At 42.9% G+C, this 15,849-nt stretch carries 10 protein-coding genes; 4 read left to right on the forward strand and 6 right to left on the reverse strand.

What is annotated here, in order from left to right:
* Both JGK20_RS23620 and JGK20_RS23625 read left to right on the forward strand, forming a co-directional pair.
* Positions 1-445, forward strand: a 445-nt coding sequence (locus JGK20_RS23620; protein ID WP_293232363.1) for an alpha/beta hydrolase, incomplete at its 5' end; no start/stop codon positions are given.
* A gap of 296 nt (positions 446-741) precedes the next feature.
* Positions 742-2,160, forward strand: a complete 1,419-nt coding sequence (locus JGK20_RS23625) for an ATP-binding protein (protein WP_293198701.1) — start codon at positions 742-744, stop codon at positions 2,158-2,160.
* Positions 2,161-2,303: 143 nt separating this feature from the next.
* Here JGK20_RS23625 and JGK20_RS23630 read toward each other — a convergent pair whose 3' ends face one another.
* The 5 genes from JGK20_RS23630 to JGK20_RS23650 form a co-directional block, all read right to left on the reverse strand.
* Positions 2,304-2,657, reverse strand: a complete 354-nt coding sequence (locus tag JGK20_RS23630; RefSeq protein ID WP_293185925.1) for an STAS domain-containing protein — start codon at positions 2,655-2,657, stop codon at positions 2,304-2,306.
* Positions 2,658-2,847: 190 nt separating this feature from the next.
* The gene (locus JGK20_RS23635; protein ID WP_293185927.1) at positions 2,848-3,435 is read right to left on the reverse strand and encodes a DUF6272 family protein; all 588 of its coding nucleotides are present in this window, start codon (positions 3,433-3,435) and stop codon (positions 2,848-2,850) included.
* Positions 3,436-3,490: 55 nt separating this feature from the next.
* Positions 3,491-4,726, reverse strand: coding sequence for an adenylate/guanylate cyclase domain-containing protein (locus JGK20_RS23640; RefSeq protein ID WP_293193468.1), 1,236 nt, complete (start codon positions 4,724-4,726; stop codon positions 3,491-3,493).
* Between the two features lie 156 nt (positions 4,727-4,882).
* Positions 4,883-10,369, reverse strand: a complete 5,487-nt coding sequence (locus tag JGK20_RS23645) for an AAA family ATPase (protein ID WP_293232365.1) — start codon at positions 10,367-10,369, stop codon at positions 4,883-4,885.
* A gap of 531 nt (positions 10,370-10,900) precedes the next feature.
* The gene (locus JGK20_RS23650; RefSeq protein WP_293193470.1) at positions 10,901-12,988 is read right to left on the reverse strand and encodes a SpoIIE family protein phosphatase; all 2,088 of its coding nucleotides are present in this window, start codon (positions 12,986-12,988) and stop codon (positions 10,901-10,903) included.
* Positions 12,989-13,421: 433 nt separating this feature from the next.
* Here JGK20_RS23650 and JGK20_RS23655 point away from each other — a divergent pair, with 433 nt between their 5' ends.
* Both JGK20_RS23655 and JGK20_RS23660 read left to right on the forward strand, forming a co-directional pair.
* Positions 13,422-13,781 carry a VOC family protein gene (locus JGK20_RS23655; protein ID WP_293185933.1) on the forward strand — a complete coding sequence of 120 codons (360 nt, stop codon included), beginning with the start codon at positions 13,422-13,424 and terminating at the stop codon, positions 13,779-13,781.
* 3 nt (positions 13,782-13,784) lie between these two features.
* A complete protein-coding gene (locus tag JGK20_RS23660) occupies positions 13,785-15,065 on the forward strand; it encodes a recombinase family protein (protein WP_293204854.1) in 1,281 nt (426 codons plus the stop codon).
* A gap of 234 nt (positions 15,066-15,299) precedes the next feature.
* Here the strand turns inward: JGK20_RS23660 and JGK20_RS23665 are convergent.
* Positions 15,300-15,849 (reverse strand): calcium-binding protein (locus tag JGK20_RS23665; RefSeq protein WP_293204856.1); only part of this gene is annotated, 550 nt, incomplete at its 5' end.

Raw genomic sequence — 15,849 nt, forward strand, 5'->3', positions numbered from 1 at the left:
AGCACCTGCGGGAATCCGGGACGACAGTTTTTGCGGTCAGTACGATGCTTTGCGACCATTGCTGTGGGAAACACCCGCCGTTGATTGGGCCTTGCAGCTAGCAAAACCTTTTGCTAGATTAGCGGGGAAAAGTGAGAAATTGCAAGAAATTTCCGGGTGGCGCAGGGAGCTAATGTATCAACCAGTAGCAAGGTCATTTTTAATGAGCCGGATGCGACCAGAAGACGCCGTTGACACAGTAGAAAAAGAAATTCACAAATTGCAAATTCCTACCTTAGTCATTGCAGCAGATAGCGACGAAACAATTCCTCTATGGCACTGTCAAACCTACGCCAATGAGATACCGGGAGCTGAGTTAGCAATTATTCCCAACGCCACTCACGGGTTGCCGCAAACTCAAGCTCAAATTATCGCAAAATTGATTAGTAAATTTTTGGATAATTAAGAAAACCTTTGCAACAAGCGAAATTCTAGAAAATTATGATATGGCACGTTCGACGGTTAGAACACTCTGAATAGCCTTTTCCCCATGCAGTTGATTGCTTATTCTTGTTCTTTTTCCTTCTTTTTCCTTCTTTCTTCTGCTACAAGCAAGCAATAAAAAATAATTGTATTAAAGTATACTACTTTAATAGTAAAGACAGCATATATTACTTGCTGTATTGTACAATTTTTTTTATGGTTATACAATCTTGTATCAGCACGAGCTACAAACATTTAGTTGATTCTGGAGTATTACGAATGGCGGCACTGAGAAACTACTTTAATCTGGAAGAAATTACGACAGCCAGAAAAGTTAGTGCAGCGGTAATTAACATCAGCGGCCGCCAGCGAATGCTTTCCCAGCGATCGGCATTTTTTTGCATGAGGTTAGTTGGCTCTGGGAATGCGCCAGAAAGAGCCAAACTGCGCGGAAATTTGTTAGAGGCGATCGAGCTTATGGAAAAATCTCACCACGATTTAATTCATACTGACAGCAGCATCAACTTGGCGAGTCCCCCTTCACCCACCGTCAAAGCGATGTATTTTGAGGCGCCGCTGTATCTAGACAAGCAACTGCGCGAATATATCGATCGCATAAAAGCATTAGTGCAAGTTCCAGACACCGAACTCAGGCAGGAGAATCCCCATCTACAGTACATTATCGAAGCTGCCGGTGGCGAATTGCTAGCAGCTTTCGATGCCGTCGTGAGTCAGTACCAGCAAGAAAGCGAAATCGAACAATTTGAAATCGACCTCAAACAGGTTGAACTCTATCAAGAAAGCTGTGCAGCCACCTCCAAAGCCGAAGCTCAAGCAGCCCAAATCGATCGCGCACTTCGCGAACTCAAGCAAACTCAAGCTCAACTCCTCCACAGCGAAAAAATGTCTTCCCTGGGAGCCCTAATGGCAAGTATCGTCCACGAAATTAATAACCCAGTTAGTTTTATTTACGGCAACTTGAGCCATGCCGAAATTTATACCCAAGATTTACTGAACCTGCTGCGTCTATATCAAGAACACTATCCCAATCCCTGTTCCGAAATAAAAGATCAAATCCAAGACATCGATCTCGAATTTCTAGTTGAAGACTTGCCTAAAGTTATGTCTTCCATGCACATGGGTTCCGATCGCATTCGCGAAATAGTCAAATCCATGGGCAGCTTTTCGCGAACAGATAACACTAACATGAACCTGTGCGATTTGCACGACAGTATTGACAGCACCATCCTAATTTTGCGTAACCGTCTCAATGCTAAAAAAGACCGTCGCGAGATTCAAATAGTTAAAAATTATGAAAAATTGCCTGGTGTAGAGTGTTATGCCGGACAACTAAATCAAGTATTTATGAATCTAATTAGTAACGCGATCGATGCTTTAGACGAGGCAGCAAAAAATCAGCCCGATCCAGCCCTAAGAATTTCGATACGCACAGAACTCGCTGGGCTAGATTGCGTCAGAGTCAGGATTTCTGACACGGGATCGGGAATGACAGCAGAGGTAAAAAAACGAATGTTCGAGCAGTTTTTTACCACCAAGGCGATCGGTAAAGGTACTGGTTTAGGATTATCTATTGTCTACAAAATCCTAGTAGAAAATCACCGAGGAACGCTCAGGTGCGAGTCCGAATTGGGGAAGGGAACCGAGTTTATCATTGAACTGCCAGTACAACAAACTTAAACAGTTGATAAGCATCCAAATTTATGATAAATTGTGGCACGGGCGTCCCGTGAAAATAAGTGTTGCACGGGCGTCCCGTGAAAATAAGTGTGGCACGGGCGTCCCGTGAAAATAATTAATTGTGCTTAAAAATTACACATCACCTACTCCAATTGTAACTTCAAAGTTGGCAATAGCTTTTCTAGATTCTTGAGAGATTTCTGTTGCCAAGGAACATCTTGTGAACCCACTACTAAAAGTTGAATCGTTTTCTTTTTCCGTACACTAATCACAAACTTAGACAGCATATTAATACCAGAACTATTAACAAAATCCAATTTTGTTAGGTTCAAGGTAATAGTAGGCGGTTCGGGATTAGCTACCTCATCTAATAGATCGACGATTGGCTTATAATCTGGCGCTCCATCTAAGCTGAGTTCGCCTTGGAAACAGACTGTCACCGATTTTGGATCGTATTGAATACAGTAGTCTTGACCTTTGATTTCCTGAATATCCATTGTTTTGTCGTTTCCTGAGTGAATTATTGTGGGACAAAAGAATCAGTCGATTTCCATTTTTCGATTTGAGATTGACTCCACAGATCAATTTAGGAGGTTCAACTTCGGTCTAAAATTTGGGGTTAACCACTGAGAAGTGTGGGGGGGCTTGTATCCATTTGTGAATTCGTCAATCTTAAAAAAATTGAAATTAAACGCTAATTTGAACGATTGTCGTAATAGCTAGCATATTGGAACCATCAGAGATCCTCTCAAATTTCCAACCAATCTTAGCTGAATAGTCATTAATCATCGTCAGCAATCCCAGTCCCGATGTTTCACTTTCAGATTCAGCATTCTTTTCAAGCTGCTGTAAATATAGTTCATCAGAGTCGGAATTAAACAGTTCTGCAATGAATTCCTGCAATTTATTAGCCGCTGGTTGCTGCACATAGTTAGTGGCAAAAATTACGGCAGTCACATCAGATTCTCCTATAAAGTGTATCCCAAACCTTACCTTATGATTGCAATTATCATCAGTAAACTTGATGGCATTTTCTAATAGTTCATTAGCAATGTAGCTCACAGCTCCCTTACTTTGTTTAATCCGTTTCTCGCTGCTAGCATCCTGCTCGTCCACCGGGAGAAAGCTGGACAAATAATCGGCAACAAAATGAGCCGATACCCTATTGTTGCGCCAGCGCTGCTTGATGGGGCGAGAACTTGGCGTAAATGTAAGTTCTAGGGAGTCGTGTTCCGGTGGAAACTGGTCGATGAATTCTCCAAAGACTTGTGTCATAGTTTGTAAACTTCCAGATGTCATTATTTTTCTGCCTCCTGTTAATGTGTCAATGTCACTTCTGGGTAAATTTCCAGACGCCATTCCAGTTAGCGGGAAGACTCTTTTCTAACAATTCTTGGATGCGTCTTAGGTAAATTTGGCTGGGTTTGTCAGCAGGATTTAGCTCTACTATATGTTCAAAACAATCTTGGGCATTAGCAAAATTTCCCTGACAATATTGTTCTAGACCTTCGTCAAAAATAGGCAAAGTTTGAATTTTGAGCGATCGCACAGGTTCTACTTCAACATCTAACACCTCACAAACAGTAATGGCTTCTTGTCTACCTTTGACAATTGCCCGATCCAAAAATCGAATATGATACTTTTCGGGTTGACTCAAACGTTTTACCACATCTCCTGAAATTAATAAAGAGACGCCATAATACTTAGTTAAACTTTCCAGACGAGCCGTGAGATTGACATGATCGGACAGCGCATCAGCTTGCATCCGATTGGCATCTCCAATAATTGCAACCATCGTATCACCGACATGGATACCGATGCCAATATTCAGCGGTATCTCCCCATTTATTTTACGGCTTTGATTTAATTTTTGCAACTGTTCAACCTTCATAATTCCCGCCTGAATAGCATCATCAACGCCGTCGGGAAAAACTGCCATCAGTCCATCTCCCATATACTTGACAATAAAACCGTTGTGCTTGCGAATTTCGGGACTAATTTGCTGTAAGTATGTATTGATGAAATTGAAGTTTTCTTGAGGAGTCATTTGCTCCGCCATCGTTGTAAACGAACGCAAATCCGAAAACATGATTGCCATTTCTTTGCTGACGCGATCTCCAAGCTGGAAATCTACAATGCTTTTCTTTCCCAGAAATTGGAGATATTCATCGGGGACAAAACGTCCGTAGGCTTGCAAAAGTTTCTCTAATTCCTGTTCCCGCGCTTTCACCGTTTGCACCATATGCGAGAACACCTGTGCCAGTTCTCCGAGTGCATCACTGCGGGCTGCAACCTCTGACAATATCTGAGGCTCGAAGCTGTTGTTTTTCACAGCAATAGCTGCATCTATCACCTTTTTTACCTGGTGAATGTAAGTCTGCATTTCTCTATTTTTATGACGGATCTGCTTTTCCAGAGCGGTGGAGTGTTCCGTGATAATGTCTACTAAAGTTTCATAGCTATTTTTTTCCTCTTCGGCTTCCTCAAGTTTTTGCATCAAATCCTGTAGCTGGGTATTGAGTGATTCTGTAGATGTAGATTGTGCTAAATTTATTTTGGGGTTCATAATTTATACTCCCGAATCTGGGAACGTAAAATTGTTTCACTCGCTCGCTGTTCATTACTATAACTTACACGGGCGGATCTGCAAATTCGGCTTCTGCTTCGATGCTTCGCCACTCAATGAAACAGCGATGTTATAAACCTGGTTGATGACCGTCAATCATAAATTATGCACAAGATTTCCCTGTTGCTTCAATACTAGCAAAGTAATGTCATCAAATACCTTTTGCGCTCCAATGAATTTTCGCAAATCATCGATCGCAGATTGCTTGATTTGTTCGGCGCTCAAATGCCAGTTTTGAGAAACCACAGCACAGAGTCTTTCCAGGCCGTAGAATTGTTTGTGGATATTTCTAGCTTCGGGGATGCCATCAGTGTAAAGCACGACACCATCCCCCGGCTCTAAGTCTACTAAAAGATGACCGATCCAATCTGAAATATCCTCATCTAAGCCTATGGGAAATCCTAAATCCATCATGTCAATGCGTTCAATCTTACCGCCTTTTCGGACTACGAGAGTTTCCTCATGTTGACCGCTAATACTAATTTGGCTGTCTGCGTAATTGAGGAGAGCTAGCGTCAGGTTTTTGTCCGAGTTCATCCGCTGAATATTTTTATAAATAGTGCGGTTCAGGATATCTAAAAAGCGCACAGGGTCAAGTTCTTTAACTTCCTGGAGAGTGCGAACAGCCGTTTGAGTCATCACCATCAAAATACCACTTTCTAGTCCGTGTCCGGTGACATCACCAATGCAGAGCGTTACCACCCCATCATTAAAAAGTACGTCGTAGTAATCGCCACCAACTTCATCGGCTGCTTCCATAAATCCTGCAATATCTAACTCTGCAATTGCTGCTAATTCCGCTGGCTTTGGTAGAATTAACTGCTGCATTTGTTTGATGATATCGAGTTCTGCACTCATCCGAACATTTTCGTTTTTGAGGCGCTGGTTGAGGGCAGAAATTGCTTGATTAGCTTGAGCAAGTTCGGCAGTACGTTCTTCTACTTTATCTTCTAGAGTTTGATAGAGCAGAGCATTTTCAATGGAGATAGCAGCTTGGGAAGATAGGATTTTTAATACTTCTAATCTGTCAGCAGTAAATGCACCTGTGGCGAGACTGTTTTCTAAGTACAGAATGCCGATCGCTTGACCTTTGTTGACAATGGGAGTACACAATACAGATTTGGGTTGGTGCTGAATAATGTAGGGATCTGCTGCAAAGATATTTTCTACAGCAATATCGTTAATTACCAAGGTTTCTCTGGTACGCCAGACGTAGTTAATGGCTGTGATGGGAAGATCTTGGCTTTGAGAAACTGGAATATTTGGCAAATAAGACTGTTTGTCTAAACATTTAGCAACAATCAATAATTTACTATCCCTTTCTAAGATCAGAGAGCCTTTGGATGCACCTGCATTTTCGATCAGTATTCGGATTAAGGTTGATAGCAGTTCCTCGACATTGATTTCTCCCGATATGGCTTGAGAAGCTTTAATTACTGTTTCTAGGTCGAGGAAATTGGAAACATTTTGGCTGCTGGAAGTAATCTCTGCCACAATTGTTTCAGCAATTGTCTCTCCTGTATAAAAAGTGTTGTCTTGTTGGAGAATGGGGCCGAGCAATTGGGAATATTTTTGTTGTAAATCATGGACTTTTGCCTGGGAACCCCAGCGAGCATAAGCGTAGTAAGCGTCTGTTAGATAGACGCGGGCAATTTTATCTTTGCCTAATTCCAGGTAGAATTTAGCTGTAAGTTCGCTGAAGAGTGCTTCTTCTTGAAGGTATTGGTTTTGTTTGGCGGTAGCAATGGCGCGATCGTACAAATCGATGGCTTCGAGCCTGTCTCCCAATATTCGTGCTATTTCTGCTGCTACTAAGTCATACTTGTGTTGGTAATTCATCGGTGCGTGGAATGCCCAGGTTTGCATTTTTTCCTGATTGGCTCTCACTTGGGTCAAATATTGCGATCGCGCGATCGGCTCAGCATCGGGATACAGCGCCAGCAGGGCTAGGGAATGGTAAAAGTTGTGCTGCGGTACCATCATCAGCGAACCGACACCAACGACATATTGCTCTGCTAGCTGGGCATTTTCTACGGCACTTTCGCGATCGCCAAACAAATAGTTGACAACCAATTTAGCAAAATAAACTCCAAAGAGGGAAGAAACATTATTGGCTGCTAGCAAAACAGGCAGCAGTTCATCTTCATTAAAACTATCGCCAACTAACCGACATTTGTCCTCAGCTAATCCTTGTAAATTTAATGTTAGCTGTCGCCATATCTGGGTATAATAAGTCTGATATTCTTGCTTGGAATTGAGCATTAATTCAAGATATTGGTCGTATTTTAGATCTACAGATGTTAAATCTTCACCGCTAAAGAAGCTGTAGATGCAAAGATACATAGCAGAATAGCAAGCATACTCGATATCGCCGCTTTCTAAACCGCTGTGGACTGCTGACATCAAAGACGGTATTGTCGCTCGACTAGGTTCTTTCCAATGTCTCACGCAAGCATTGTAGACCATTATAACTTTAGATTCAAATTCTGTGGAGGGAAATTTATCTAATACTTGCAAAGATAGTTGACCGTATTGATAGCCTAATTCAATGTCTCCGATTGTTTGACAGATTAAGCTGCAACAAGCATAGGCATAACTAGCAGGTGGAGAGTTTCCGTATTTGCTGCAAATATGTGCCATTGTAAAGACAACGGCTGGGTAAAGTTCTGGACTAGCTAGATAAGCGGCAGATGCGATCGCACATAAAACCCTCAAAGCAGCAATTTTATAACGATCGTTGATTTCTGCCAGATTAGCTAAAGCGGGTATCTGCACCACCGCCGGCAGTTGTGTTTCCAAAGCAACACCCAGCATTCCCAGAACTTGCAATCCAGTATCCACTGCCGATTTCATCTGATTTTGGGCAATATAAGACTGAATTTGCGCTTCGTAAACTCGGAATTGATCGAGGAGATTGTGCGATCGAGATAGAACTATTTGGGCCAGTTGGTGCGATAAATCGAAATTGGTATTCAAATATTCGGCTGCAACCGCTTCTACATAAAGATCGAGCGTCAAGTCGTATAAATTCGTCCAGCTATCATCTGGTAGCAGATTTCTGCCGGTAGTTAAGTAATCAACAGCAGCAGCATAAGCTGTGGAATTTTTAGCTTTGCGCCCAGCAATTAAATTCAAGGAAGCTAGTTGATGTCTTTCGGTGCGATCGCAAATTAAGTCCACTCCCATGTTCAAGTGGTTGACAATATCAAATATCCGCTCTTCCGTAGGGGCGGTGGATGGTGCGTGCCCGCCCTTGTGCAGCAGCAATCTGCCAATTTTCAGGTGAGTTGACTGCTTGGCGTCGTCTGGAATCAAAGAATAGGCGGCTTGTTGAACGCGATCGTGCAAAAATTTGTAACTTGGCAATTGACGATCGGCAACAGGCAATTGTGCAGACTCCCGATCGTCTGTAAAAAACTTGTAAACTTCACTTTGCGGTAAAATTAGACCTTCTTGCAATGCTTTCCACAAGTAGGCTGCGGTGTCTATTTGAGATTTTTCACAGACAAGGGCTAAGGTTTCTAAATCAAATTGGCTGCCAATACAAGCAGCTAATTTTAAAACATCTTGAGTAGCGATCGGCAATTTCTGCAAGTTATTCGCAACAAACTCGACTACATCATCGCTGACTGCCAATTCTCTGATTTTAGTAAGATCGCACTGCCAACCACCCCGATCTCCCCCTGGCAATCGGGATGCAAAATCGAAATAGATTAACTTATCTTCGTGGAGTTTCTTGAGGAATTGATTGCTAAAAAAAGGATTTCCATTAGTTTTTTTGAAAATGATTTCTGTCAAGGAAAGAGCTCTGTCGATCGCACAACTTAAAGCATCAGCAACCAGACGATTCAAGTCAAATATTGAAAGTGGCGCGAGAGTAATTTGATTAATTATAGTGCCCGAGCGAGCGCTCCCCTGTTTTTGTAGAGAAGATGAACCCCCACCTAGCTTGCGAATCTCTGATAAAGTCAGCATTAATGGATGAACCTTGGACACTTCATTATCTCGATAGGCGCCAATTAGCAACAAATGTTGACCTTCTGATTCGCCCACCAACAATTGCATTAATTTCAGAGATCCTGAATCTGCCCATTGCAAATCATCTAAGAAAATGACTAAGGGGTGATTTTTGGTAGCAAAGACACGAAGGAACTTTTGAAATAATAGATTGAAGCGATTTAGTGCAGAATTTGGTTCTAGTTCCGGTACAACAGGTTGCTTGCCAATCAGCAGTTCTAATTCTGGGATAACATCAATAATTACCTGAGCATTATCCCCTAAAGCTGACAAAATTTGGGCTTGCCACTGCTGAACGCGAGCAGCACTTTCTGTCAGCAATTGCCGCATAAAACTTTGCAGAGCTTGTACCCATGCCGAAAAGGGAATATCGCGCTTGAATTGGTCAAATTTCCCTTTGATAAAGTATCCCCGCTGCTGAACTATGGGCTTGTGAACTTCGTTAATCACAGCGGTTTTGCCAATCCCAGAAAAACCCGTTACCAGCATGATTTCGGTAGTAGCTGTACGGGGGATTTTATGCGGTTCTCGGCTGTTAGAAGAGGAAACCTCCAAATCGGATGCTGGGGGATTTTCCTGGAGACAGGCAACGCGCCCGAAGGCTGCTAACAGGCTCGAAACTTCGCTTTCTCTGCCATAAAGTTTTTCTGGAATCACAAAGCATTCGGAAATGTCTCTGCTGCCTAATTCAAACAGTTGAATAGTGCCACAATCTGAGTATTCTTTTAAGCATTTTTCTAAATCGTGTTTGATACCAAAAGCTGTTTGATAGCGTGCTTCCGCTGTTTTAGCCATCAGTTTTAGCACGATGTCATTCAATACTTGGGGGATGGCAGGATTTAGGGCGATCGGGGGAATTGGATGGCGAGCAATGTGACAGTGAACCAACTCAATCTGCTCCTTAGATTGGAATGGCAATTGTCCTGTCAACAGTTCATAAAAAGTTACTCCTAGTGAGTAAAAATCGGTGCGGTAGTCAATCCCACGATTCATTCTGCCAGTTTGTTCGGGAGACATATAAGCTAATGTCCCTTCCAAGATATTGGGGTTTTTGATTTCTTGATTTTCCTTAGGCAAAAACGATGAGATGCTAAAATCTATAAGTTTGATTTCTTTGGTTGTAGGGTTGATTATAATATTCTGTGGTTTGATATCCTTGTGAATAATGCCGCTGCGATATATTATTTCTAATGTCGAGCAAATTTGAATGGCTATTTGCAAAAAGATGGCTAGGCGATTGGTGAATTTACCCTGGACTCCAAAAGCATCGTTGGTGATGTATTCAGCCAGAGAAATACCGCCAAAGTCCTCCATTACTAAAGCAAAACCGTTACGATATGTTTCCAGACTTAAATGTTTGACTATACCGGAATTATCAATATTTTTGGCAATGGTGTACTGATTGCGAAACTGCACCAGTTCGGTGAAATTCGGATACTCAGACTTGAGCAATTTGATGACGACTGGTCGATTGTCTGATTCCGAAAAACCTCGATAAACCAAGGTTCGGGTGCCGGAGTAGAGTTGTTCGCTCATGCGGTAGCCTGGAATTGATATTTGAAGCATAGTTGCTAAATCCTAGTCAGCTTTTGGTTTAAGAGTCCTGGACGCACTCTGACCTTCATAACCGGGTTTTTTACCTAATCTGCTGGCTACAACCTCTGTATTGTAGTAAAAAAAACCCGGTTTCTGGCTGCCTGCGCGTAAGTTATGTTTAAGCACTATCAAACTTGTTTGTGTTCATTATTTATTAGTTTACTACTGCTCCCAAGATTTCGGGAAGATTTGACAAAAAATAATGATATGTCGAGGGCTAACCATCGCACGTCTCATGAATTTTGTTAAAAATCTTTGAAGTGCTTGCTTCCGGGAAGCGGGAGCCTGTTCCAGTCACATCTGGGATATCCAGCTTCCTGTTGGTTGAATTCCCTACAAATTTATTGGTGCATCGCTATTTGTTTTGTCGGAAAGGGTACAATAATAGCGATCGAGTATGTTGGGCTTGAACGATGAAACATAAATGGCGATCGGGACTATTTGGTGTCATTTTCAGATTACCAACATTGTATCCAGAACACTCTATGGGATAGACAGGACTTAATCCTTTTTTTTAAGAACCACCAAGGTAATGTCATCAAAAACCTTTTGTTCTCCAATAAATCCCCGCAAATCTTCAATGGCTGATTGCTTAATTTGTTCGGCGCTTTTATGCCAATTAATCGAAACCACTTCACAGAGTCTTTCAATTCCGTAGAATTTTTTGTTGATATTTCTGGCTTCGGGAATGCCATCGGTATATAGCACCACCCCGTCCCCCGGTTCTAACTCTACTACAACCTGGTCAATCAACTCTGAAATGTTTTCGTCTAAACCAATCGGGAATCCCAAATCCATTGTATCTATCCGCTCGATTTGACCGCTTTTTCTAACGACAATAGTTTCCTCATGCTGGCCACTGATGCAGATTTTGCCATTGGCATAATTGAGGATAGCAAGCGTCAAATTCTTATCTGAATTCATGCGCTGAATATTTAGATAAATAGTGCGATTAAGAATATCTAAAAAGCGCACCGGATTTAATTCGGGCATTTCGTGAAGAGTGCGGACAACCGCTTGAGTCATTACCATCAAAATACCGCTTTCTAAGCCATGTCCGGTGACATCGCCGATGCCAATAGTCACCACACCTTCAGTCTGGAGAATATCGTAATAATCGCCACCTACTTCATCGGCTGGTTCCATGAATCCGGCAATATCTAAGTCTTCAATTGCCTCCATTTCTTGGTGTTTAGGCAAAATCAACTGCTGCATTTGTTTGAGGATGTATAGTTCGGCACTCATCCGCATATTTTCGGCTTTTAGTCGGTGATTGAGCGTCACAATTTCGGCGTTAGCTGTGGCGAGTTCAGTGGTGCGTTCTGTAACTTTATCTTCTAGAGTTTCAAAGGATTCTTTGAGTTGTCCTGCCATGCTGTTAAAGGAGTTGGCAAGTTTTTTTAGTTCCATGAGGGAGCTAGTTTTTACCTGTCTGTCGAGAGCGCCGTTAGCCATGTCTTCCGAAGCTTGGGTGATGGCTTCAATGGGGCTAGCAATCCAGCGGGCTGTGAAAATTCCAATTGCCGTTGCCACAGTAAATGCGATCGCACACAATAGAATTGTGGTGCGGGTATTGGCATTAATTTTATCCATGAAATCAGATTCTGGAACCACCGTTACGATCGGCCAGTCCAACCCAAACTTGTCTTTCCACGGAGCAACGAGGACAAAGTAATTTTCACCTTTAATTTTAATATTAATTTTTTGGCTATTTTTAATATTTTTAAAGCTACCGAACCGTTCTTGCAACGCTTTAGTAGCAGCTTGGATCGCAGGATCGGAGATGTTGAGAGCGCTAAAGCGTTTGACTTGATTATTTACCTTGATAAAAGAGGGTTGTGGGCCAGAATTTCCAATCAATTGTCCGTCTCGTTCCATGATGAAAATTCGCCCGGATTTGCTAAAGTTTAAGTTGTGCAGAAATGTAGTAATATTGGATAGTTGTAAATCGACCCCGATCACTCCGATTAGCTTGCCCTTGGCATACATGGGACGCATTGCCCCTACAGCAATAAAGTTAAGCTCATCTAGCGAATAAACAGAAGTCCAGATAGGTTTCCCGGCTTGAGCTGCCTGAGTGTACCATTCTAATTTCACGGTATCGTAAGGAGCAACCTGTGTTACCTTAATTCGATTGCCCTGGCGGTCGGTTAAATGGGCGTTAATTTTCCAGTTTGTCCTTGCTGAAACTTCGGCAATGCTGATGCCTTCTCCCGGTCTTACTGGCCCAGCACCAATGAAGCGTCCATCTGAAAGTCCATAGGAAATGAAGCCAAGATTATCGAATGCTTGCACCTGTTTCCAAAAATAAAGTCCCGCAATATCTAAGTTATTTATGTCGAGCAATCTGGTTTCGATCGCATCGATATTGATTTGATTAATTTGATGGGGAGTTAAGAGATAATCATCTAAGTGCCGATAAGTGCGATCGCTCACCTGAGTCATTAACTGGTTAGCCAAATGCGTTACCGCTTGTTGTCCGTTGCGGAAGGAAAGATAACCGACTAAGCCAACGGCTGCAACGATTTGCAGGACAAAGGGAACTACGAGGGCGGTGCGGAGGCGAAATTGCCAAAGAGTTGAGGCCATATAGCTTTTCTCAGATAGATGAGGTACAGGTTCAGATTTGAGATTTTAGGGTGCATCTCACTTTTGAAGAGGGCGAAGCATGACCGCATATAAATTATTAGTTATAATCTCATATTGACTGCGGTCATGCTTCGCCCCTACGGATATATTCGCTTGCATTGAGATGCACCCTTCCATTTTTTGCTTTGAGATTGGGGAATTGAGGAATTGTTAATTAACTGCCGAGAGTACCTCAGCTCAATAGAAATGCTACAATAGATAGGTATCTTCAACGGACGGAATTACGTTTTAAAAGCTCTAGCTACAGTTTATGAATTTTTGTGACGGTATTAAGGGGGACTAATAATGTTATCCTATCAAAAATTCTACCAACATCAACAAATCAGCGTTCATCAGCGGTTAAAATAAAAACAAAAATAAATACCAAACAAAAATGCAAATTAATCAAGCCCTCCACAGCGCCCTGCTCGTTTCCAACCTCGAAAAATCCCAACACTTTTACAGCAATGTATTAGGACTGCAAAAAATCGATCGCGAATTAAAATTTTCCGGAATCTGGTATCAAATCGGTAACTTCCAGATACACCTAATTCTAGCGGCAACAATTATACCAGATGCCGTAGACCATGAGAAATTGGGGCGCAATCGACATCTAGCGTTTGCTGTGGCTAACTTAGAGGCAGCCAAAGAGCAATTAATCGCTCACAATTGCCCCGTACAAATGAGCGCGTCAGGTCGATCGGCATTATTTACCCAAGATCCAGACGGGAATATCATTGAACTCAGCGAGTAACAGATGAAAATCATCGCCTACTCTTACACCGAACCGCTGCTAGAAGCCGCACCAGCAGCCGAAATTTGGGGCCAAGAGGTCGATCGCACCTACCAAGACTTAGGAGGGCGCCAGCAACTCCAGCAACTGCTAAAAGACTGCCAAACAGAACCAGTCAAATACCTGCTAATTCAGCGTTTTGAAGAACTCGGCGACACAGTACAGCAAGTGTGCGCCCACCTCGAACAACTAGAAAACCTCGGCATCCAACTAATTGTCACAGACGAAAAACAAACAGAAAATAGAGTTAATTTGCTCAAACTCCTCGCCGAACTCCAGCGCAGCCAACACAGCCGCAGCATTCGCAAAGGACACGCCCGCAACCGCATCAAATCCCTTCCCCCACCCGGAAAAGCCCCCTACGGCTATCGGCGCGGCAAAGACAAATATGCGATCGACAAAACCGCCTCCCCCGCCGTCAAAGACTTTTTTGAACACTTTCTCATCTACGGTTCCCTGCGCGGTTCCGTGCGCCATTTAGCAAAGAAATACAACAAAAAAATCTCCGTCAGCACAGGCCGCCGCTGGCTGACAAATCCCGCCTACCGAGGCGATTTAGAATATCAAAACGGTGAAGTAATTTCTAACACCCACGTCCCGATTATTTCCAGAGAAGAAGCCGCCCAAGTAGACAGATTGCTGCGGCGTAACAGTCGCCTTGCTCCCCGCAGCGCCAGCGCCCCGCGTTCCCTCGCAGGTTTAGCAATTTGCGCCGAGTGCAAATCGTCCATGACAGTTGCGAAAGTCACAGCCTACCGCAAAGACAAAGAATACCTTTATTTGCGACCGATTAACTGTTCCCAACAGCCTAAATGCAGCGGCATTTCCTACGAAGAAGTGTTGCAATTAACCATAGCAGGGATTTGTCGCGATTTGCCCGATGCGATCGCCCAGTTGCAAATGCCGGACATCCAAGGAATCAAAGCCGGAATTGCCGGGGCGATCGCATCTAAACAAAAAATTATAGAACAACTTCCCGCCCTGATTGAAAGCGGCATTTTGGACGCAGAAACGGCAGATTTGCGATCGTATAAAATCCGCACAGAAGTTGCAGAACTGCAAAGTAAATTAGCGAAAATGCCCCCCGTAAATTTGCGAGAAACTGCTCAAACTGTTTCTCTTCCCCAATTTTGGCTGGATTTGTCGGAATCGGAACGCAGGTTTTATTTTCGAGAGTTTATCGATCGCATTGAAATAATTCGGGAAAATTCAGAAGTGGATCTGCAAATTATTTTTATTTTTTAATATTGAAAAATTGACAATTAACAATTCATATCATTGTCGATAGAATGAGTTTGTAGTGAGGACTTTAGTCCTGGCAATCGAAGGAATAAAGTAGTAGTAGGGTGCGTCAGGCACGGATGGCGGACTACCTAAAAATTAGGCTAATCGCTGACGCACCCTACAATATCTTAGACTATTAACTGTCAACTGTCAGGGGTTTTAACTGTCGATCGCACTGCTGCACAAAAGAGGTAACTACAGAGTGATAAAATCGGTAGCGGTGAGAGCATTCGCAGCAACACCGTTAAGCTTCGCTAACAACTGATTGCTACCTGTGACGCTAATCAAGGCTTGATTGTTGCTAGATGTAATGCTGAGTTGATTGAAACTCAAACCGGGAGCCAACCCAATTAAATCCTCGCCCTTGCGGAAATCAGTAATGATGTCACTACCCAAACTTTGATTTAGTAGAAATACATCATTTCCCGAACCGCCAGTCAAAGTATCATCTCCTATATCCCCGGAAAGGAAATCGGAACCAGCACCGCCAGCGAGGAGATCGTTACCCTTACCGCCGAAAAGCGTATCGTTACCAGTATCGCCGCAGAGAAGATCGTTTTCATCGTTACCAACCAGCAAGTCGTTGCCAATACCGCCATCGAGACTGTCGTTTTCTTTGCCGGCATAAACCGTGTCATTTCCTGCCCCACCAAACAGCAAGTCTGTACCTTCATTACCAAACACAAGATCGTTGCCGTTGCCAGCATTAATTGTGTCATTTCCTAAGTTGCCTAACAGGTTGTCG

The organism is Microcoleus sp. PH2017_05_CCC_O_A, from assembly GCF_020738785.1.
GTDB lineage: Bacteria > Cyanobacteriota > Cyanobacteriia > Cyanobacteriales > Microcoleaceae > Microcoleus.